Origin of the sequence: Parageobacillus thermoglucosidasius (assembly GCF_001295365.1) — a bacterium.
Classification (GTDB): Bacteria; Bacillota; Bacilli; order Bacillales; family Anoxybacillaceae; genus Parageobacillus; species Parageobacillus thermoglucosidasius.
Map to the genome: position 1 here is coordinate 2441755 of NZ_CP012712.1, position 17873 is coordinate 2459627.

Here is a 17873-nt window from a genome sequence, read left to right on the forward strand (position 1 = left end):
CATCCCTTTTCTTTGCCCTTTTCTCTGCTTCATTCATACAGATCTGTTTTATCGTTTTGCGATTTATTTCGTTTATTGCCTTTGCTGTTATCGCCCGCGATGTGCTCATTTAAGAACGACATGGCATCTTGTGTCGGCGCATTCTGGTTTTTGCTTCCTTTGTTCGGTCTTTTTGTCATGTGCTAGCACATCCTTTCCACCAATCAGTATTTAGGAAAATAGAGGAAGTTGATCAAGATTGCTGGAGAGATCTCTGTTATATCGTTCTCCATCACGTTCGGTAACGACGTGGACACCGGCAACCGCCCCTTTTTCCACTTCCATTAATGCTTTGCGATACCCTTTGGATGTTTTAAAGCCAATGATGTCGCCTTGATGTTTTTGGGACAGCGACAAATGTTTCTTGTCCGTTCATAAACGGCCACTCCTTTTTTGCGCATTATTATTTTTTGTTAACGGACAAATTTTATGCGAACGAGATGTTGGCCATATATAAAGGAGAACGAAAGAGCAGAAATTTTGGCATCAAAGTAATGAAAAGTGCGGGAGCGGGGAAGCCGGAAGGAAGTGAAAAAACCTTGGTGCAGCACCAAGGTTTTTTAGCTCGCCGTATATTTTTCTTCCCATTTTTGCCGCCATTTATTGCGGCGTTCCACGCGGGCACCTTTATATAAATGTTTGTATTTGCGCCAATGCGATTTCCATTGTTTTCTCCGTTCTGCTCTCACGTGCCACTCATCCCTTTCTAGATGTGGTCTTATTCTACGTTGTTAACTTCGTTCTGGGGGCCGTCGAATCCTTTGACAAGTTTTGTCGAGGAATCGGAAGTTTCCGTGAACAATCGCGAATTAGGATAGTTCTTTTTTTTATATTTGTCAATAGGAAAAATCGATTGTCTGCAAATTTTCACGCCTATACACACTAAGGAGCGCCTCACTCAGGATAAATCATGCTATTTTTATGCAAATGTTTCCATTCTCCGCAATAACGATACAATCTTAGTGTTAACATGAAACGTATTCGATTTGATTTTAAAATCTTGCTTTTATATTCGTGAAAACATCCATTCAGATATCATCCGGTGTATACTGTGTGTGGAGGTGAGCCAAATGAAGAATAAAACACAGCAAGAACATGAGGATATTCCAATCGCAACCAAGGACGCTAGTGAAACAGATATAACAGATGAAATATGGCAAGCGATCGTGCACAACGATTCGTCCTATGACGATAAATTTTTTTACGGCGTAAAGACTACCGGTATTTTTTGCCGTCCTTCTTGCAAATCCCGTCCCCCAAAAAAGGAAAACGTCCGCATCTTTCAAAATGCGCAACAAGCTCTATCAGAAAATTTCCGACCATGCAAACGATGCAAACCGACCGGACAACGGTTGCCGGATGAAGAATGGGTGGCCCAAATCGCACAATTCATTGACACGAATTACAGGGAAGCTTTAACGCTGAAAACGTTGGCGAATATGTGTCACGGCAGTCCCTATCATTTGCACCGTACGTTTAAACGGATAAAGGGGATCACCCCAGCCCAGTATATCCGGCAAACGAGAATTTCCAAAGCCGTTCATTCTCTTGTCACTTCGGATAAAACTATTACAGAAATTGCCTTGGCAGTAGGCATTCCTAATACAGCATACTTTATCACTTTATTTAAAAAAGAAACAGGTTATACGCCTGCAGATTACCGCCAATTAATTAGCAATAACATAAACGATGGGGGCGTTAAATAATGGTATCAAAAAATAATCTAACGGTTTATTGGACTTTGTTTGTGTATAACCAATGGCAAATGTATATCGCTGCGACATCCAAAGGACTTTGTTACATAGGTTCTCCGAATAAGCCATTTGAAGAGTTAGCCAATTGGGTTACGAAACGCTTTCCGAACAGCGTTTTGGCGCAAGATGATGAGAAATTACGACCTTATACAGACGAATTGGAAGAATATTTCCGGGGGAAGCGCAAGAACTTTTTACAGCCTCTTGATTTATACGGTACACCATTTCAATTATCAGTGTGGAATGCATTGCGCAAAATTCCGTACGGGCACACGCAATCTTACTCGGAAATTGCGGATTATATTCAAAAACCGGCTTCGGTACGTGCCGTCGGAGCTGCTATTGGTGCCAATCCAATTTTAATTGTGGTACCTTGCCATCGTGCGATTGGCAAAAATGGAAAACTGACAGGTTATCGGGGCGGTTTGGAGATAAAGAAACAGCTGCTGCAGCTAGAAAGTAGAAGCTTGCTTATGGAGGCGAGCCCCTTGCATGCCTAATAGTACCACGGAGCGTATGTAAACCTCTGGAGGGATTCGGCGTGAACGTTGAATTTTTTTACAAATACCCAAAAACCCTTCTTAATAAAGGAACAGGATTTCTTTCCGGTTATAGTCATTCTTTGAATCCATATGCTGGTTGTGCATTTGCTTGTTCATACTGCTATGTGCGTCAAATGCCTATTTCGGTGTTTCGTAAGAAGGAATGGGGAACATGGGTAGACATAAAAAAGGAAGCGGCCGATTTGCTGCGCAAAGAGCTGGAGAGAGCAAAAAAGAAAGGGAAAGTGACGATTTTTATGTCATCTAGCACAGACCCTTATCAGCCTATTGAGTATAAGGAGAAAATAACAAGATCCTTGTTGGAAGTAATGGCGGAAAATCAACCGGATTTTTTATTCGTACAGACACGGAGCCCTTTAGTATGTAGAGATATTGATTTATTTCTGCTTTTAAAGGATAGAGTCCGAGTTAGCATGACCATTGAAACAGACAGGGAAGATATACGTAAACATTTTACGCCTTATGCCCCGCCGATTAGCGCTAGATTAAAGGCACTGCAACTTTTGGCCAATGCAGGCGTGCCGACTCAAGCCGCAATCGCCCCTGTATTGCCTAGCAGTGAAGAGTTTCCAGAAACATTAAAGAAATTCGTCGATCGTGTCTGCGTGGATGATTATTTCATGGGAGACGGCAGTGGAGGAAAACGAACCAAAAATTTAGGCATTTTTTCTATGTACAAAGAATTAGGTTTGGAAAAATGGTGTGATCCTTCCGCATATCGCATCGTGTATGACAGGCTAAAAAAGGTATTCTCCGATGAACAAATTTATTTGAGTCAAGAAGGTTTCTTGCCTTCATCGGGGATATTGTGAAGTAGGAAGTGCCGAAAAAACCCTTTCCCCAAACATGATGCCGAAGCAACGGAAGAGTGGTTATTTGTTTTATGGAAGGAAAAAAGAAAGTGAAAAAACAATCTATGCTGTTTTATCGTGAAAATAACAGCACCGCCAAAGTGAAATAAAAAAGAAGGCGGAGTTATCCTTCAGCCTTCTTGTAAATATTAAGGGGAACGGAACATGTAAGTGAACGGCAAGCAAGGAGAATGAGAAAAGAAATCGTTCAAGCGATTGCAGGAAAAGTAGAGCGGGTGCGACCTGCTTTTTAAAGAATGTTGCTGTTTTTCTTGTTCGGCTAACGGGCGGGAGAATCGAAGAAGGAACGCGAAATAATTTTCATAAAGGATTAAAAAGTAGAGGGAGATACAAAAATTGGAAACGAGTAAGTTTATCCTCCATGGCGATATATTGATTATGAACGTCAAGATTGATGATGTTGATTATACATTTGGCATTAGGTGGAAAGCACCGAAGAAACCTTATGATGAAACTTGGGAACTTGTATCATATGTTAAAAATTCGACTGGTGAAAAAGATTTAAGCGAAGAACAAATTAAGAAGTTTATAGATGCCGTTAATCCTAAAATGAAATTTCCATCATCTGTATTGAAGCTTGCTTCATGGTTGGTTAAGAGGAAAAGTTAGTTGAAGAATTTTTTCAAAATCTTGAATTTTTTATGGGATATAATCGTAAATAAGTAAGTTAGGAGGTGGATAAAATGAAAAAGTACATGATATTCTTAGTGAGCTTCGTATTGCTATTTTCATTAACGCAAATGTTATCAGGTATACTTCTCACTGCTACATACAATCCTGATCTATCAGAAACTCGGAATATAAGCGCTAATTTATCTCAAGAGGTTGTTTTTGGTGAAAGTTCTGCTGTTCCTACGTTGATATTGGCTGTATTATCAGCAACAATAGCCTGTTTCATTCCTAAAATATTAAAAAATTAACATTTCTTTAAGGGGAAGGCACTATGCTTCTCCTTTTTGCTTTTTGATAAACTAGTGAGTTGCGATATTTGAACAAGACGCAAGGCCGATTTATTTCGGTCTTTTTCTGTAGTCTAAAAATCAACATTGAAATTTAACAAGCCTGTATGAAAAAAGGAAAACTTGTCTGCTTTTGTTGACCGTTTTTCTCTGAAAAATATTCTTTTGATATTAGGAAAAATCGGACAAACTCTAGCTGTTTCTCTCCCTTCCGCTTGTCACCTAAATTTGCGGGTGACGTGCGGTGGCTGATATGCGTCCATGAGCGCATGGGCTTTGCGCCCCGACGAACTGGCACACATGGAAAAATTCAAGATAACGTCATCCTGTCTTGTTAGTCCAAGACCGACCGCCTCTTGCGCTTATGCGTGAGGAGTTAAGCAAGATGGGGGCGTTTAATGATGCCGTCATTATGTATTCTAATAAAAGTATGTGCTAAATAAAAAATAAACAAAAAGAATAGAACAATACAATAAGGAAGAAGAAAAGCGAAAGAAGAATATAGAAAATATCCATGAAAAAATTGCATTTGGACGAAATGGCAAAAGAAACGGGTCATGTCTGAAGGATAGTTTCCTGCTTTATAGGGATAGCTATCCATTAGGTAAGGAAAACGTATAGCTGGGAAGACGAATGTGCGTAAAATTCAATGGCTACGGGTATCCTTTGCCAAGTGCTTAATGGTGAAGGAGCATTTCATCGCTGACTTACAAAGACTCGTCCGAAGATTGGACATAGAGGAACCGAAGCATAAAAACAAAACTTCTGACGCTAAACACGCAAGTGCAACCCTCCAAAAATTTTTTACCTTAGGAATCAAAATGATTAATGTCCATATATTTGAAACTGAGGTTCATTTTCTAAATCTAAGGGGGAGTAGAGATGAGCATAAGTTTATCGGTTCCAAAATGGTTATTAACAGTTTTATCAATTTTATCTTTAGTCGTAGCATTTATTTTCGGTACCGTTTCCAATGCATCAGCAACAATTAACTATGGGGAGGAAGTCGCGGCAGTAGCAAATGACTATGTAGGAAGCCCATATAAATATGGAGGTACAACGCCAAAAGGATTTGATGCGAGTGGCTTTACTCAGTATGTGTATAAAAATGCTGCAACCAAATTGGCTATTCCGCGAACGAGTGCCGCACAGTATAAAGTCGGTAAATTTGTTAAACAAAGTGCGTTACAAAGAGGCGATTTAGTGTTTTATGCAACAGGAGCAAAAGGAAAGGTATCCTTTGTGGGAATTTATAATGGAAATGGTACGTTTATTGGTGCCACATCAAAAGGGGTAAAAGTGGTTAAAATGAGTGATAAATATTGGAAAGACCGGTATATAGGGGCTAAGCGAGTCATTAAGTAAATAAAAGGCTATAGTAAATCTCTTTGTTAATTGGAAGAAAAACGGTAGGCTTTTGGCAGAAAGATGACAGACTATGTTGCTTCAAACATGCTATGATGATAACGTGGATATTTTATTTAGCAGGGCGTCACTCCGATCGGGGTGGCGTTTTTTTATTTAAATGATCTGTTCTTAATTGTTTATTGAACTAACAGAGCAGGTGAATGCAAAAAGGAACCGTTATAATAGCTTATATAAATAAAATTGTTCAAGGAAGTGATGTACATGTTTTACGCAATTATCTTGTTTGTACTTGCTGGAATCGCTGAAATTGGCGGGGGGTATCTTATTTGGCTATGGTTAAGAGAAGGTAAGCCATTTTATTGGGGTGTCTTTGGTGGATTATCTCTGGCTTTATATGGTGTTATTGCTACATTTCAATCATTTCCATCGTTTGGTAGAGTTTATGCTGCTTATGGTGGGGTGTTTATCGTTCTTTCCGTATTATGGGGTTGGTTGATTGATAAGAAAACGCCTGATTTATACGATTGGATTGGTGCGGTTATTTGTTTAATAGGAGTTTCCGTCATGCTATGGGCACCACGACAATAAGGCATCATCTTTAACTAGGTGCGTAAACCGGTTGATTTGATGGGCACGTATACAAGCAAGTACTTGGAGCGATGAGAAGGTAAGTAATCTTCAAACACCGGGAATGGATATTTGATTGGAAAGAAAAACAGATAATGTGGACTCTCTTTTTGAATGTTTGATCGCGCTTTCATCTTAGGGAGATCCTCACGCAAGGGCTATTTTTATGCTTGTCTGATTTTATCTAGCACCACGGGTAAATAAAATATATTGGACGTGTTGCAAAACGCATAACGAATGCATCAATGCACATAAAAAATCCACCGCCTTGGAAACCAGCAACTAAAATCATTTACCAAGGGGTGGATGCGGTCATGCAAAGGACGCTTATACTAAATTATTCAGGAATTCCCATTTCTTTTAAAGGGTAATATCTGAACTTTACCTCACCAATAACAGATTGAATCGGTATGAATTTAAAATGTCTACTATCCTTGCTAACCAATCGATTATCTCCCATGACAAAGAGATAACCTTTTGGCACTTTTGATTTTCCAGTTATTTCTTTTAATGTGAAATCACCTGTTAATTTTATGCCAGGGAATAGATTTTTTCTATTGGGCTTTAAATATGGTTCTTTATAAGGCTTGCCGTTAATGTATAGTATGTCATCTTTTACTTCAATACGATCTCCAGGAAGACCGATAATTCTTTTAACATAGTTTGCATCCGAATCCGGGGCATGAAACACAATCACATCGAAATGCTCTAATTTGCTAACTTTGCTAATTATAATTTTTTCATGATCTTTCAATGTTGGAGACATCGATTCTCCGTGAACGGTAGAGGGAGAAAATATGAAATAACGGCAAATCGCAACTATAGCCAACGAGAAAAATATCGATTTCACCAATGAAAATATCTCTTTGTTTATATCTGCTTTCAATAAAATCACTTCCTTATTTCAATTGCTTTTTAATAATTTAATTATTTCAAATAGTTGATATAAGTTCAACAAAAGAAGCGGGATTGCTCCCGCTTTTTTGTGTGGCCACATGATTGGCCATACAAATAAATTGGTGTGGGAAATAAGAGGAAACCCTTGATGTTAACCACATTCGACATTGAGTTTTTAAGAAAAAAGAATAATTCTTATTCCCAGTCATATGGCGTTTCTTGGTAAACGTAATAGTTCAGCCAGTTGACAAATAATAAATTCGCATGAGAGCGCCAAGTGTTGAGCGGCTGTTTTGTCGGATCGTCGTTCGGGAAGTACGATTCTGGAATGTGAATCGGCAGGCCTTTGGCTAAATCCCGTTCATATTCTTCTTTTAATGTCGTGGCGTCGTATTCCGGATGGCCAGTTAAAAAGATTTGCTTTCCATCGTTCGATGCGACTAAACATACCCCTGCTTTTTCGGAAACAGATAAAATCGTCAATTCCGGGACTTTCTCAATATCTTCGCGTTTTACGTCGGTATGGCGCGAGTGAGGCACGCGAAATACATCGTCAAATCCGCGCAGCAGTTTGACGTTTTTCACTTCAAGCGTATGTTCGAAAATGCCAAAGCATTTTTGCGGAAGCGGGTATTTTGGGATGCCGTAATGATAATAAAGTCCTGCTTGCGCCCCCCAGCAAATATGTAGGGTGGAGGTGACATGCGTTTTTGTCCATTCCATAATTTCGGTAAGTTCGTCCCAATACGTTACTTCTTCAAACGGCATCTGTTCGACAGGAGCGCCAGTAATAATCATGCCGTCGAATTTGCGATGGCGAATTTGCGAGAAGACCGTATAAAATTGCTCCAGATGGTGCTTGCTTGTCGTTTTCGGCTCGTGTGTTGCCGGGCGCAAAAACGTCACATTGACTTGAAGCGGTGAATTGCCAAGAAGACGCAATAGTTGTGTTTCCGCTTTTTCTTTTTGGGGCATTAAATTTAAAATGACTATATTTAACGGACGAATGTCTTGCGAATATGCCCGCTCCTCATCCATAACGAAAATATTTTCTTGTTCTAGTATTTCTTTTGCCGGCAAATCTTTTGGAATGTTAATTGGCAACAGTCTCAACCTCCATTCTTTCAATGTTTTAAATAACTTAATTATAAAAACATTGCAAATTTTATTCAACGAATTTTTTTCAATTTGTACGAATGGTAAAATATATACGTTTACACTTATTACATTGATGGGGGAACGGATTATGGCAATAATGGCGAATCAGATGACCGACTTGGAAATCGCACAACAGACGAAACTGAAGCATATTCGAGACATTGCCGAAAGCTTAGGCCTTCACGAAGACGAATGGGAACCGTATGGCCACTACAAAGCGAAACTTTCTTTAAACATCATGAAGCGGCTCGCGACGAAACCGGATGGAAAAGTGATTTTAGTCACGTCGATTAATCCGACGCCTGCCGGAGAAGGGAAAACAACGGTCACCGTCGGATTGGGACAAGCGCTGCAGCGGCTTGGGAAAAAAGCGATCATTGCGATGCGCGAACCTTCGCTTGGGCCGACGATGGGGATCAAAGGAGGAGCAACGGGCGGCGGTTACTCGCAAGTGCTGCCGATGGACGAGATCAACCTTCATTTCACCGGGGATTTTCATGCGATTACAACGGCGAATAACGCATTGGCCGCTTTCATCGATAATCATCTTCACCATGGAAATAAGCTGCGCATCGATCCGCGCCGCATCGTTTGGAAACGAACCGTCGATTTAAACGATCGGGCGCTTCGCCGTGTCGTTGTCGGTTTAGGCGGACCGGCGCAAGGGGTGCCGCGGGAAGATGGATTTGATATTACGGTCGCCTCGGAAATGATGGCGGTGTTTTGTTTAGCGACAGATTTGCAAGATTTAAAGCAGCGTCTCGCCCGCATCGTTGTCGCGTACGATATGGACAAGCAGCCGGTGACAGTTGGCGATTTAGGCGTGGAAGGGGCGCTGACGCTTTTATTAAAGGATGCGTTCAAACCGAATTTAGTGCAAACGGTGGAGCACGCTCCGGCGTTAGTGCACGGCGGGCCGTTTGCGAATATAGCGCACGGCTGCAACAGCGTCATTGCGACGAAGATGGCGCAAAAGCTCGCCGATTATGTCGTAACCGAAGCCGGGTTTGGCGCGGATTTAGGGGCGGAGAAATTTTTGCATATCAAATCGCGTCTTGCACATATTCGTCCGGAAGCAGTCGTTATTGTTGCGACAATTCGCGCGTTAAAAATGCATGGCGGCATGGCGAAAGAGGAGCTGCATGCCGAAAATGTCGCGGCATTGCAAGCCGGATTAGCCAATTTGCAAAAGCATGTTGAAACAATACAGGCGTTCGGCTTGCCGTTTGTCATTGCCATTAACCGCTTTGCAACCGATACGGACCGTGAAATAAAAGCGCTTGTTGATTTTTGCGATCAGAACGGGTATTCGGTATCCCTGACAGAGGTGTGGGAAAAAGGCGGTGAAGGAGGCATCGACTTAGCCGAAAAAGTGCTGAATGCCATCGCGAATGAAGCGAATCGCTTTGCGCCTTTATATGATGTGAGAGAATCGATTCCAGAGAAAATCCGGAAAATTGCCCGAATGGTGTATGGCGCAAAAGATGTCGAGTTTTCTGCAAAAGCCCAACAACAAATAAAACAGTTTGCCGGGTTTGGCTGGGACAAGCTTCCGATTTGCGTGGCGAAAACGCAATATTCGCTTTCAGACGATCCGGAAAAATTGGGCAGACCGACAAACTTTACGATAACGGTGCGCGAATTAAAACCAGCGATTGGGGCAGGCTTTCTCGTTGCGTTGACGGGGGATGTGATGACGATGCCGGGATTGCCGAAGCAGCCGGCAGCGCTTCACATGGATGTCGATGAAAACGGAAATGCTGTCGGTTTATTTTAAAAGGGGAGATTGGATGTTCGATCCAACTGTATTTGATAATTTGAAAACGGTGCTCGAAGGAGCGGTATATGACCTTGATTTAGCAGGGGAGATCGTTGTAACAGACCGCCGCGATATGGTCGATTTGGCGAGCTTTTCGCGGACGTATACGATTACGTTTTGTTTGCCGTCTGACAAAGAACGGACGATATCGTGCTCCGTCCGGCTGGCGATGAACTTGGAGCAAATCGCGCAAGAACTGCTTCAGTGTTCCGGGCGTCCTGGCTGTGAGCTTGCTGTTATGTTCTTCCTGCCGATTCGGCGGTATGCAACGTGCTCTCTTATTGAGAGCGCGTTGCGTCGCATTTGGGGCGAAAAGCGCATCATTCGCCAAACGTTGCGTCATGACTTTCCTCACGAACCATCCGCATGCTACACGAACGAAATTACGATCGAATTTGGGCGCCCCATTTATGAAGAGAATATTGATGATTTGCAGGAGATGATCCCATATATGCTTGATTCGCTTGAACAGTTGCAGCGATTTTACCAAATGTGAAGGCGCGAAAGTGGAAAAACGCCGGAAAATCCAATATGATGAAAAAGAGAGGTGAAAATGATGAGCATTTATGAGTTTACAGCGAAAACGATTCGCGGCAAAGAACAGTCGTTGGCGGATTATAAAGGAAAAGTGCTTCTTATCGTGAATACGGCAAGCAAATGCGGCTTTACCCCTCAATATAAAGAATTGCAGGAATTGTATGAACAGTATCGAGAGCGTGGATTGGTTGTTCTCGGTTTTCCATGCAATCAATTTGGAAATCAAGAGCCGGGAACGGAAGAAGAGATTGAACGGTTTTGCCAAGTCAATTACGGCGTGACTTTCCCGATATTTGCTAAAGTTGACGTCAACGGTGAACAAGCCCATCCTCTTTTCCGCTATTTAACGGAAAAAGCGCCGGGAGTGTTCGGAACGAAGGCGATTAAGTGGAATTTCACGAAATTTTTAATTGATCGCAACGGAAATGTCGTTGCCCGTTTTGCTCCACAGACGAAGCCGAGCGAACTAAAAAGCGAAATTGAAAAATTGTTGTAGTGAATGAAAACTGTCTTTCCGCAACAAAGGAAGGGCGGTTTTTTGTCAATGGATCATCCGTTTTGCAGTGTAACAATGATGACAATGCGGGCTAAATTTTATGATGGCTAGTGCCGGCTTCACCAAACAACACCGAATGATTATATGCATTCCGCTCAATCATGCACAAATTCCGGGATTTCATCATGGGAATGGAATAAGGCGTTTGCCGGACAGAGGGAACGGCGGGTGCACACGTGTTGGAAAGCGGTTTTGCGCGTTATCCTGCTGTGCTGTTCAAAATGAAACAAGGAGGGAAACGTGTTGAAAATCAAATCGATTGAACCAACTCCAAGTCCGAACACGATGAAAGTATTGCTGGATGAAGAATTGCCATTCGGCACAAGCCATAACTATAAGCGGGATAATGTCGATACGGCGCCGCCTCTCATTCAGCAGTTGATGAAAATCGAAGGGGTAAAAGGAATTTATCATGTTGCCGACTTTTTGGCGGTAGAGCGCAATCCGAAATACGACTGGAAAGAGATTTTAACGAAAGTTCGTGAAGTGTTTGGCGAAGAAGTCGAAGAAGAGCAAGAAGAAACGCAAAAGCTGAACGAACACTTCGGGGAAGTAAAAGTGTATGTGCAAATGCTGTACGGGCTGCCGATGCAAGTGAAATTAACGGATGGGGAGCGGGAACACCGCGTCGGACTTCCGCAACCATTTATCGATGCGGTCATTGAAGCGCAAAAATATGCGGGCAATGTCGTGCTTGAGCGGAAATGGGTGGAAAAAGGCGTGCGTTACGGCACATTTGAAGAAATCGGCAGTGAAATCGTTGAAGAACTTTCCGCTGCATATCCACCGGAACGATTAGAGCGCATTGTGCAAATGTTCCGCCGCGGCGAACAGGTAAAAACAGCGCAAAAACGTCCGAGTATCAAAGTGACAGAAGAAATGCTCGGCGATCCGGATTGGCGGAAACGGTATGCGGCGCTTGAACAAATGGCCGATCCGGGCGAGGACGATATACCGGTGCTTGCCAAAGCGCTGAAAGATGAAAAAGTGGCCATTCGCCGCTTGGCGACCGCGTATTTAGGGATGGTCGGCGGCAAAAAAGTGCTGCCATATTTGTATGAAGCGCTAAAAGACAAGTCGGTGTCCGTCCGCCGCACCGCCGGCGACTGTTTGTCAGACATTGGCGATCCGGAAGCGATTCCGGTGATGATCGAAGCGCTCAAAGACCCAAGCAAGCTTGTCCGCTGGCGCGCCGCCATGTTCTTATACGAAGTCGGCGACGAATCGGCGCTGTCGGCGTTAAAAGCGGCGGAAAACGATCCGGAATTTGAAGTAAGCATGCAAGTGAAAATGGCGATTGAACGCATTGAAGGCGGTGAAGAAGCGAAAGGGTCGGTATGGAAACAGATGACGGAGAGCCGGAAAAAAGAAAAATAACCATATGTTTCCGAAAAAAGACTCTTGTCCCGAAATGAAAAAAGAAATGCGAATCAGGACATTTTTCGTTTTTGTTAACAAATATATTGTTTTGTCATGGGCAGCCACATCGAGCAAAGAAAGGAAGCGAATGCTTATGCTTCATTGCAAAAATGTCAAGCGGGTTTCATCTGACGGTATGCCTGCATGCGATATGCCGCAGAAAAAAAGCGCGACAAAACCTGTCGCGCTTTTTCTATTCATGTTATGGAAAGTTCCTTAGCTTGTTTCTATTATGTTTATGTTGTCACCGTCGTTGTCGATGACGGAGCAAATTGAACAATTTCTAGCACAATCGGGGTATTTGCCGGGATAGGATCTCCGCCGGCAGGCACGTTAATGGCAAGTGATCCGACGCCTGTGGCACCCGGTGTATATGTGGCGATGCCCTCCATTTGCAAAACGCCGTTAATATAAACATTGTAATAACTGTTGTTTGCCGCTAATGCCGGCAATTCCGTAGCCGGATTTCCATCGTCTTGCAAAAAGCTTGCGGCATCAATGGTCAACGTCGCGCCCGCGGCTGTTTCTGCTGTTGTAATATAGAAAAATCTTGTATCCGTTGGCACTGCATCGGTGGAAGTGGAAGCAGAAACAAAGAGCTTGATTAATTGAAGAGCCATATTATAGATCCCCTTTCTTTTCGTAGTGGTAAGGCAATCCATATAGCGCCACACCAGAAGGTTGCAATGGTTGCGCTCATGAAAGCGGAAGCGAGATCCGAGTAAGGCGCATGCGCTGATGCGGCACGTTTTATTGATTACCAGCAATATTTGCAATTCATTATATGTTTTATTTGCGACGGTTGATTTGGCAGTTGTCACAACAAAATATAGGGCGAGTGCCATAAGTGGCAGCGCCCCAATGTTCTTAAACTCACTTTATTGGTGGATGTTGAATATGATGATGCTGAACCGTTATATGGATGAAGTTGATGGTTTATCGAAATTTTTGATTGGGTGGTATCAGCTATGAAGCGCATTTCCAAATATCAAAAACATGTTATTGCCGTTCCAAAAGTGTATGATTGGATTAACAATATATCAACCATTCAGTTTCGCGTGACTTTTAATATCCCGTCCCGGGTTTTACAAGTGGATACTTATCAATATAACGCCATATCCGATGGCGTCAAAACGGTTTATACGAATGAAGATGAATTAAAAGAATACGGGAACCGGGGGATTTTGGACCCAAAACAAGTGTCGTTTATTAACTTGTTTATCAACGGGGTTTTGCAGCCTGAAACATTATATGAGGTTCAAGAAGGAAGACTGACTTTAAAGACTGCCGACGTTCCAACTAAAGGAGCTCCCATTGTTCTTCAATTTATTACAATCAAGGTTTGATTTTTTATGAACGAAGCGCTTTTGCTGATGGCAAAGACCGGGCGGTTGCTGCTTTTTTACCGATTTACAACGTAAATATGCTGATTTTGATTGATTTTTCAAAAATAAAATAGTATGCTGGTGGCAGCGAATAACGTTGGGAGGGATTGCGGTTATGTCCATGGCTTATGAAGAGTATATGCGCCAGCTTGTGCAGCCGATGCGCGATGAACTTGTGCGTGCCGGATTCCGCGAGCTTCGCACAAGCGAGGAAGTCGAACAATTTATGGAAAACGTCGAAGGAACGACATTAGTAGTGGTAAACTCTGTTTGCGGATGTGCGGCAGGCTTGGCACGGCCGGCGGCAACACAGGCTGTCTTGAACAGCGAGAAAAAGCCCGATCATTTAGTGACGGTGTTTGCCGGCCAAGATAGAGAAGCGACCGCGAAAATGCGCGAATATTTTGTGGGCTACGCCCCTTCATCGCCATCAATGGCGCTGTTAAAAGGAAAAGAAGTCGTTCATTTTATTCCACGCGAGGAAATTGAATTTCAATCGATGGAAGCGGTAATGGAAAACATTATGAAGGCATTTGCAAAATATTGCAAATAGGATGCTTATTCGGCATCCTTTTTTCATTGCGTCGGGACCGCTCGCTTAAAAGAGTTTGGCTTTGGCACTGACATAGGAAAAGGAATAGAAAGAAAATCGCAGGGAAACGTTAAAGATGGAGGTGACATATAATGACGAAGCGGAAGAAAGATCCGTCGAAAACCGGGATCAGTGCGCCAAACGTCAAAGGGCAAGGCACGACGCAAACGGAAACAGGAGCATATGAACAGGACTCTGCCCGCAAGAAAACAAAAGCCGATTAACAGAAAAACTCGCAGTCGCTCTGCGAGTTTTTCTTATGCATTCGCAATACAGCTATAAATGAAATAAAGAATCGTAATGATGCTTGCTGCAACAAAGACCGCAGTCATGCTGTTTCCCGCCTTTCTTTATATGTTTCATTCCATAAAGTTATGATACACTATTTATATATTATATATTCATAGTATATATCATTGAAAACGGAAAAAGAAAGCGTTTTTTCCATGTGCAAGCCGGGGGAGAGATGGAGCAATTGGGGTTAGCTATGGATGAACTTTGGACAAGCTTCATTATTGTATCTTAAATTTCACTTTGTTTTAATAAACTTAAAGAATCAAGAAAATTGCCATCTTTCACTTCAGCAAAGTGTTTTAGTAAACAAAAAATGCTGCCAAAGCAGGCAATAGAAAAATAGAATCGGACAAAGTGAGGTGAAATGGCGTGAAACTGCCAAAATGGTTGCGGAAAGTGCTCGTTGTGACGATCACGGTATGTACGTTTGGATTAGTTACTCCGCCGGCTTCATTAATGGCCGCTGATGAACCGGCGGCGGATGATTCACCGTCTTCCGATTGGCAGAACAATCATAGCGGATCGCAAATGGCGTCCGTTGCGTCCGAGCAGGAAACGCGAGCGCCAATTTTGACGCGGCAGCAATTTATTGAGCAGACGATGGAAAAAGCGGTGGTGCAATCGTATGAAAAATTTGGCCGCAAAATCGCTCCGGTGATAAAAGAAGAGTTTCGCGATGTGATTTTGCCGCGCATTGAAGAAGTCATCGCATCGCTTGCCGAACAATATCCGGAGGAGCAACTGCAATATTTAGCGGTCACGGAAAACCCATCGGGCGGGATAGGAGAGCGAATTTTCCATATTTATCGTGTCGACACGGGGGAAGATATCATCCGTTTCCACGTCAGACGCGAACATCCGCCGCAAGATGGCTATTGGTTTCAGTTTCATTACCATACGTACCATGACCATTTTCAAACACATTACGAGCTCGGAAAAATTTATTGGGATAAAAACACGCCTCCACAATGGCGGACATAAGCGATAGTTAAGAATCTAATTCCATTTGCACCGTTTCATGGGAAATTTTCCTTATTTTATGAATTTTCCCCTGTTTTGGTGTGTGCTATAATTTTCGTTAGTAGAAAAAGAGATGATCAGATTGGCAGTAAAAATGCGGGGGAAGGCTTCATGAAACGGTTTCTTTTTTTCATCGCGACGGTGATCGCGGTCGTTCCGCTTCTTTCGCTTTCGCCGTATCCGGCGGCGCACGGCGTGTTACTTAATGACAGCGATATAACTGTAAAGCATACGGCGCCATACCATATATTAAAAACGATGGTTATTGTTCCGGAAACGGATTATCCGCGCGAAGAGGCAAAAAAGATCATCGATACGCTCGCCCATGTCGATTTATCGCTGCTGCAAAAAGCGGCGGATCATCATATTTACGTTCAGCTGCTGAACGGGAAACTTACCGACGAACCGTCTGCAAGGCATTTGCGCGGAAAAACACCGCGCGGATATTTGCCATCGTCGACTACGTGGGATGATGTTCCCGGACTAGGCGGATCGCATTTAGTGCTTGTTAAAATAGGCCATAGCCAGAAAGGACAAGGCCACGGTTCGGTGAATTTGGAGTTGCATGAATTTGCCCACTCGCTCGATTATATTGTGTTTCATCATGTGCATAAAACACCTGCGTTTCGCTCGATTTGGAAAGAAGAGGCAGCGAACCTGTTTCCGCAGCATTACTATTTCCTGACATATCCGGAAGAATATTTTGCCGAAGCGTTCGCTTATTATTACTACAATGGGGATACGCGCAAACATTTGCAGTCCGCCGCACCAAAAACGTATCAATTTATCCGCGATTTAACGCAAAGAGCTCGCCGGTGAGCTCTTTTTTATGTATGCCAGATTGGCTGGCTGCAAATACAAAAATGGGCTGTTCTCCTTTTGCATATCATAAAATTTTCAATTGAAAAAGAAAAATACTAGCAATAAAATAAAAGAAGCGAAGCATACCCTTGAGATAAAACTTGAGATAAAAGGAGATGACACCATGTTTTCAAATATCGGTGTACCTGGTTTAATTTTAATTCTCTTAATTGCGCTTGTTGTTTTTGGGCCCAAAAAACTTCCTGAAATTGGACGAGCTTTTGGAGAAACGTTACGCGAATTTAAAAAATCAACTAAAGGGCTGAGCGATGAAGTCTTAGGAGAGTTAGATGACAAAAAAGAGGTGCGTAAATAATCATTGGATAAAGCGGCAACATCTTTTGTTGCCGTTTTTCAAATCTAAAATCAATAGGAAAATCGAAGGTTGGTGCTTACGTTCGTGAAAGAAAAGCAATTATACGATCAGGAAATGCCGTTAATGGATCATTTAAATGAGTTAAGGAAACGGCTCATTATTGTAGCTGTGGCGTTGATAGTTTTTTTTGTGCTAGGGTTTGTTTTTGTGCAAGATATTTATCGTTGGATGGTTCAAGATTTAGGGGTTAAATTAACCATTTTGGGACCAACAGATATTTTATGGGTATACTTTATGCTGGCTGGCGTATTTGCGATAACATTAACGATTCCTGTATTTGCTTGGCAAACATGGCTGTTTGTGAAGCCTGCATTGACGCCAAAGGAGCGGAAAGTGACTTTATCCTATATTCCAGCTACATTTATCTTGTTTGTTTTAGGATTATGTTTTGGATATTTTGTCGTTTTGCCAATTGTGTTCCACTTTCTTATCGGATTAGGAAATGATATGTTTGCGACGATGTTTACGACCGAAAAATATTTTCGTTTCGTTTTGCATATGACATTACCGTTCGCTGTTTTATTTGAACTTCCAGTCATTGTTATGTTTTTAACAAGGATAGGATTGATCAATCCGTACGCGTTACAAAAAGTCCGGAAGTACGCCTATTTCGTTCTCGTTGTTGTCGCTGTGTCCATTACGCCGCCTGATTTCATTTCCGATTTTCTTGTGACGATTCCGCTTTTGCTATTATATGAAATTAGTATATCGATTTCAAAATTTGTTTATAAAAAAAGAGAAAATAGTATGTAAACAAAGTGCCTGTTTATGAAGGCG

At 42.4% G+C, this 17873-nt stretch carries 24 protein-coding genes; 18 read left to right on the plus strand and 6 right to left on the minus strand.

Going from position 1 to position 17873, the window contains the following annotated elements; translation table 11 throughout:
* Window positions 1-29 precede the first annotated feature (29 nt).
* The 3 genes from AOT13_RS20560 to AOT13_RS21225 form a co-directional block, all read right to left on the minus strand.
* A complete protein-coding gene (locus AOT13_RS20560; RefSeq protein ID WP_013400938.1) occupies window positions 30-179 on the minus strand; it encodes a hypothetical protein in 150 nt (49 codons plus the stop codon).
* A 31-nt stretch (window positions 180-210) separates the two neighbouring features.
* The gene (locus AOT13_RS11970) at window positions 211-396 is read right to left on the minus strand and encodes a DUF3892 domain-containing protein (RefSeq protein ID WP_013400937.1); all 186 of its coding nucleotides are present in this window, start codon (window positions 394-396) and stop codon (window positions 211-213) included.
* Window positions 397-599: 203 nt separating this feature from the next.
* Window positions 600-728, minus strand: a complete 129-nt coding sequence (locus AOT13_RS21225; RefSeq protein WP_255210114.1) for a hypothetical protein — start codon at window positions 726-728, stop codon at window positions 600-602.
* 381 nt (window positions 729-1109) lie between these two features.
* Here AOT13_RS21225 and AOT13_RS11975 point away from each other — a divergent pair, with 381 nt between their 5' ends.
* The 7 genes from AOT13_RS11975 to AOT13_RS12005 all read left to right on the plus strand — a co-directional run bounded on the left by AOT13_RS11975 (window position 1110) and on the right by AOT13_RS12005 (window position 6143).
* Entirely contained in the window at window positions 1110-1745 is a 636-nt protein-coding gene (locus tag AOT13_RS11975; RefSeq protein ID WP_013400936.1) for a bifunctional transcriptional activator/DNA repair enzyme AdaA, read from the plus strand.
* On the plus strand, window positions 1745-2293 hold the full coding sequence (locus AOT13_RS11980; RefSeq protein WP_013400935.1) for a methylated-DNA--[protein]-cysteine S-methyltransferase: 549 nt from the start codon (window positions 1745-1747) through the stop codon (window positions 2291-2293). The genes AOT13_RS11975 and AOT13_RS11980 overlap by 1 nt, the downstream gene beginning before the upstream one ends.
* Before the next feature lie 41 nt (window positions 2294-2334).
* On the plus strand, window positions 2335-3168 hold the full coding sequence (locus tag AOT13_RS11985) for an SPL family radical SAM protein (protein WP_042384853.1): 834 nt from the start codon (window positions 2335-2337) through the stop codon (window positions 3166-3168).
* Between the two features lie 396 nt (window positions 3169-3564).
* Window positions 3565-3837 (plus strand): hypothetical protein, encoded by a 273-nt coding sequence (locus AOT13_RS11990; protein ID WP_013400934.1) that lies wholly within the window; start codon window positions 3565-3567, stop codon window positions 3835-3837.
* Between the two features lie 74 nt (window positions 3838-3911).
* Complete coding sequence (locus tag AOT13_RS11995) at window positions 3912-4148, plus strand: hypothetical protein (RefSeq protein ID WP_013400933.1); 237 nt, start codon at window positions 3912-3914, stop codon at window positions 4146-4148.
* 921 nt (window positions 4149-5069) lie between these two features.
* Window positions 5070-5552, plus strand: coding sequence for a C40 family peptidase (locus AOT13_RS12000; protein WP_003250775.1), 483 nt, complete (start codon window positions 5070-5072; stop codon window positions 5550-5552).
* A 264-nt stretch (window positions 5553-5816) separates the two neighbouring features.
* Window positions 5817-6143 (plus strand): YnfA family protein, encoded by a 327-nt coding sequence (locus AOT13_RS12005; protein ID WP_003250771.1) that lies wholly within the window; start codon window positions 5817-5819, stop codon window positions 6141-6143.
* A 376-nt stretch (window positions 6144-6519) separates the two neighbouring features.
* On the opposite strand, the gene lepB is transcribed toward AOT13_RS12005, so the two are convergent.
* Both lepB and metA read right to left on the minus strand, forming a co-directional pair.
* The gene (gene lepB / locus AOT13_RS12010) at window positions 6520-7068 is read right to left on the minus strand and encodes a signal peptidase I (RefSeq protein WP_042384854.1); all 549 of its coding nucleotides are present in this window, start codon (window positions 7066-7068) and stop codon (window positions 6520-6522) included.
* Between the two features lie 206 nt (window positions 7069-7274).
* Window positions 7275-8183: a homoserine O-acetyltransferase MetA gene (gene metA, locus AOT13_RS12015; RefSeq protein WP_003250766.1), complete on the minus strand. Its 909-nt coding sequence runs from the start codon at window positions 8181-8183 to the stop codon at window positions 7275-7277.
* 142 nt (window positions 8184-8325) lie between these two features.
* Between metA and AOT13_RS12020 the strand changes: the two genes are divergently transcribed.
* The 4 genes from AOT13_RS12020 to AOT13_RS12035 all read left to right on the plus strand — a co-directional run bounded on the left by AOT13_RS12020 (window position 8326) and on the right by AOT13_RS12035 (window position 12526).
* Entirely contained in the window at window positions 8326-10014 is a 1689-nt protein-coding gene (locus AOT13_RS12020; RefSeq protein WP_042384855.1) for a formate--tetrahydrofolate ligase, read from the plus strand.
* A gap of 13 nt (window positions 10015-10027) precedes the next feature.
* The gene (locus AOT13_RS12025) at window positions 10028-10552 is read left to right on the plus strand and encodes a hypothetical protein (RefSeq protein WP_003250762.1); all 525 of its coding nucleotides are present in this window, start codon (window positions 10028-10030) and stop codon (window positions 10550-10552) included.
* 60 nt (window positions 10553-10612) lie between these two features.
* Window positions 10613-11089, plus strand: a complete 477-nt coding sequence (locus tag AOT13_RS12030) for a glutathione peroxidase (protein WP_041270080.1) — start codon at window positions 10613-10615, stop codon at window positions 11087-11089.
* Window positions 11090-11392: 303 nt separating this feature from the next.
* A complete protein-coding gene (locus tag AOT13_RS12035) occupies window positions 11393-12526 on the plus strand; it encodes a conserved virulence factor C family protein (protein ID WP_003250759.1) in 1134 nt (377 codons plus the stop codon).
* A gap of 278 nt (window positions 12527-12804) precedes the next feature.
* Here the strand turns inward: AOT13_RS12035 and AOT13_RS12045 are convergent, their stop codons facing one another.
* Window positions 12805-13188, minus strand: a complete 384-nt coding sequence (locus AOT13_RS12045; protein ID WP_003250757.1) for a DUF4183 domain-containing protein — start codon at window positions 13186-13188, stop codon at window positions 12805-12807.
* A gap of 348 nt (window positions 13189-13536) precedes the next feature.
* Between AOT13_RS12045 and AOT13_RS12055 the strand changes: the two genes are divergently transcribed.
* The 7 genes from AOT13_RS12055 (at window position 13537) to tatC (ending at window position 17849) form a co-directional block, all read left to right on the plus strand.
* The gene (locus AOT13_RS12055; RefSeq protein WP_013400927.1) at window positions 13537-13914 is read left to right on the plus strand and encodes a DUF4183 domain-containing protein; all 378 of its coding nucleotides are present in this window, start codon (window positions 13537-13539) and stop codon (window positions 13912-13914) included.
* 154 nt (window positions 13915-14068) lie between these two features.
* The gene (locus AOT13_RS12060; protein WP_013400926.1) at window positions 14069-14506 is read left to right on the plus strand and encodes a BrxA/BrxB family bacilliredoxin; all 438 of its coding nucleotides are present in this window, start codon (window positions 14069-14071) and stop codon (window positions 14504-14506) included.
* 131 nt (window positions 14507-14637) lie between these two features.
* On the plus strand, window positions 14638-14769 hold the full coding sequence (locus AOT13_RS19595) for a YuzL family protein (protein WP_013400925.1): 132 nt from the start codon (window positions 14638-14640) through the stop codon (window positions 14767-14769).
* Between the two features lie 439 nt (window positions 14770-15208).
* The gene (locus tag AOT13_RS12065) at window positions 15209-15820 is read left to right on the plus strand and encodes a YpjP family protein (protein ID WP_013400924.1); all 612 of its coding nucleotides are present in this window, start codon (window positions 15209-15211) and stop codon (window positions 15818-15820) included.
* 150 nt (window positions 15821-15970) lie between these two features.
* On the plus strand, window positions 15971-16678 hold the full coding sequence (locus AOT13_RS12070; protein WP_013400923.1) for an anthrax toxin lethal factor-related metalloendopeptidase: 708 nt from the start codon (window positions 15971-15973) through the stop codon (window positions 16676-16678).
* A 166-nt stretch (window positions 16679-16844) separates the two neighbouring features.
* Complete coding sequence (locus AOT13_RS12075) at window positions 16845-17036, plus strand: twin-arginine translocase TatA/TatE family subunit (RefSeq protein ID WP_003250744.1); 192 nt, start codon at window positions 16845-16847, stop codon at window positions 17034-17036.
* Window positions 17037-17105: 69 nt separating this feature from the next.
* Window positions 17106-17849 carry a twin-arginine translocase subunit TatC gene (gene tatC / locus AOT13_RS12080; protein WP_003250742.1) on the plus strand — a complete coding sequence of 248 codons (744 nt, stop codon included), beginning with the start codon at window positions 17106-17108 and terminating at the stop codon, window positions 17847-17849.
* Window positions 17850-17873: the final 24 nt, after the last annotated feature.

Excerpts from the sequence above, each read along its gene's own strand:
- AOT13_RS11975 (WP_013400936.1), top strand. The coding sequence starts at position 1,110 with ATGAAGAATAAAACACAGCAAGAACATGAGGATATTCCAATCGCAACC.
- AOT13_RS12030 (WP_041270080.1), top strand. The coding sequence starts at position 10,613 with ATGAGCATTTATGAGTTTACAGCGAAAACGATTCGCGGCAAAGAACAG.
- AOT13_RS12000 (WP_003250775.1), top strand. The coding sequence starts at position 5,070 with ATGAGCATAAGTTTATCGGTTCCAAAATGGTTATTAACAGTTTTATCA.
- AOT13_RS12005 (WP_003250771.1), top strand. The coding sequence starts at position 5,817 with ATGTTTTACGCAATTATCTTGTTTGTACTTGCTGGAATCGCTGAAATT.
- AOT13_RS12060 (WP_013400926.1), top strand. The coding sequence starts at position 14,069 with ATGTCCATGGCTTATGAAGAGTATATGCGCCAGCTTGTGCAGCCGATG.
- AOT13_RS12025 (WP_003250762.1), top strand. The coding sequence starts at position 10,028 with ATGTTCGATCCAACTGTATTTGATAATTTGAAAACGGTGCTCGAAGGA.
- AOT13_RS11995 (WP_013400933.1), top strand. The coding sequence starts at position 3,912 with ATGAAAAAGTACATGATATTCTTAGTGAGCTTCGTATTGCTATTTTCA.
- AOT13_RS11980 (WP_013400935.1), top strand. The coding sequence starts at position 1,745 with ATGGTATCAAAAAATAATCTAACGGTTTATTGGACTTTGTTTGTGTAT.
- AOT13_RS12070 (WP_013400923.1), top strand. The coding sequence starts at position 15,971 with ATGAAACGGTTTCTTTTTTTCATCGCGACGGTGATCGCGGTCGTTCCG.
- AOT13_RS19595 (WP_013400925.1), top strand. The coding sequence starts at position 14,638 with ATGACGAAGCGGAAGAAAGATCCGTCGAAAACCGGGATCAGTGCGCCA.
- AOT13_RS12045 (WP_003250757.1), bottom strand. The coding sequence starts at position 13,188 with ATGGCTCTTCAATTAATCAAGCTCTTTGTTTCTGCTTCCACTTCCACC.
- AOT13_RS12020 (WP_042384855.1), top strand. The coding sequence starts at position 8,326 with ATGGCAATAATGGCGAATCAGATGACCGACTTGGAAATCGCACAACAG.
- AOT13_RS12055 (WP_013400927.1), top strand. The coding sequence starts at position 13,537 with ATGAAGCGCATTTCCAAATATCAAAAACATGTTATTGCCGTTCCAAAA.
- AOT13_RS12075 (WP_003250744.1), top strand. The coding sequence starts at position 16,845 with ATGTTTTCAAATATCGGTGTACCTGGTTTAATTTTAATTCTCTTAATT.
- AOT13_RS20560 (WP_013400938.1), bottom strand. The coding sequence starts at position 179 with ATGACAAAAAGACCGAACAAAGGAAGCAAAAACCAGAATGCGCCGACA.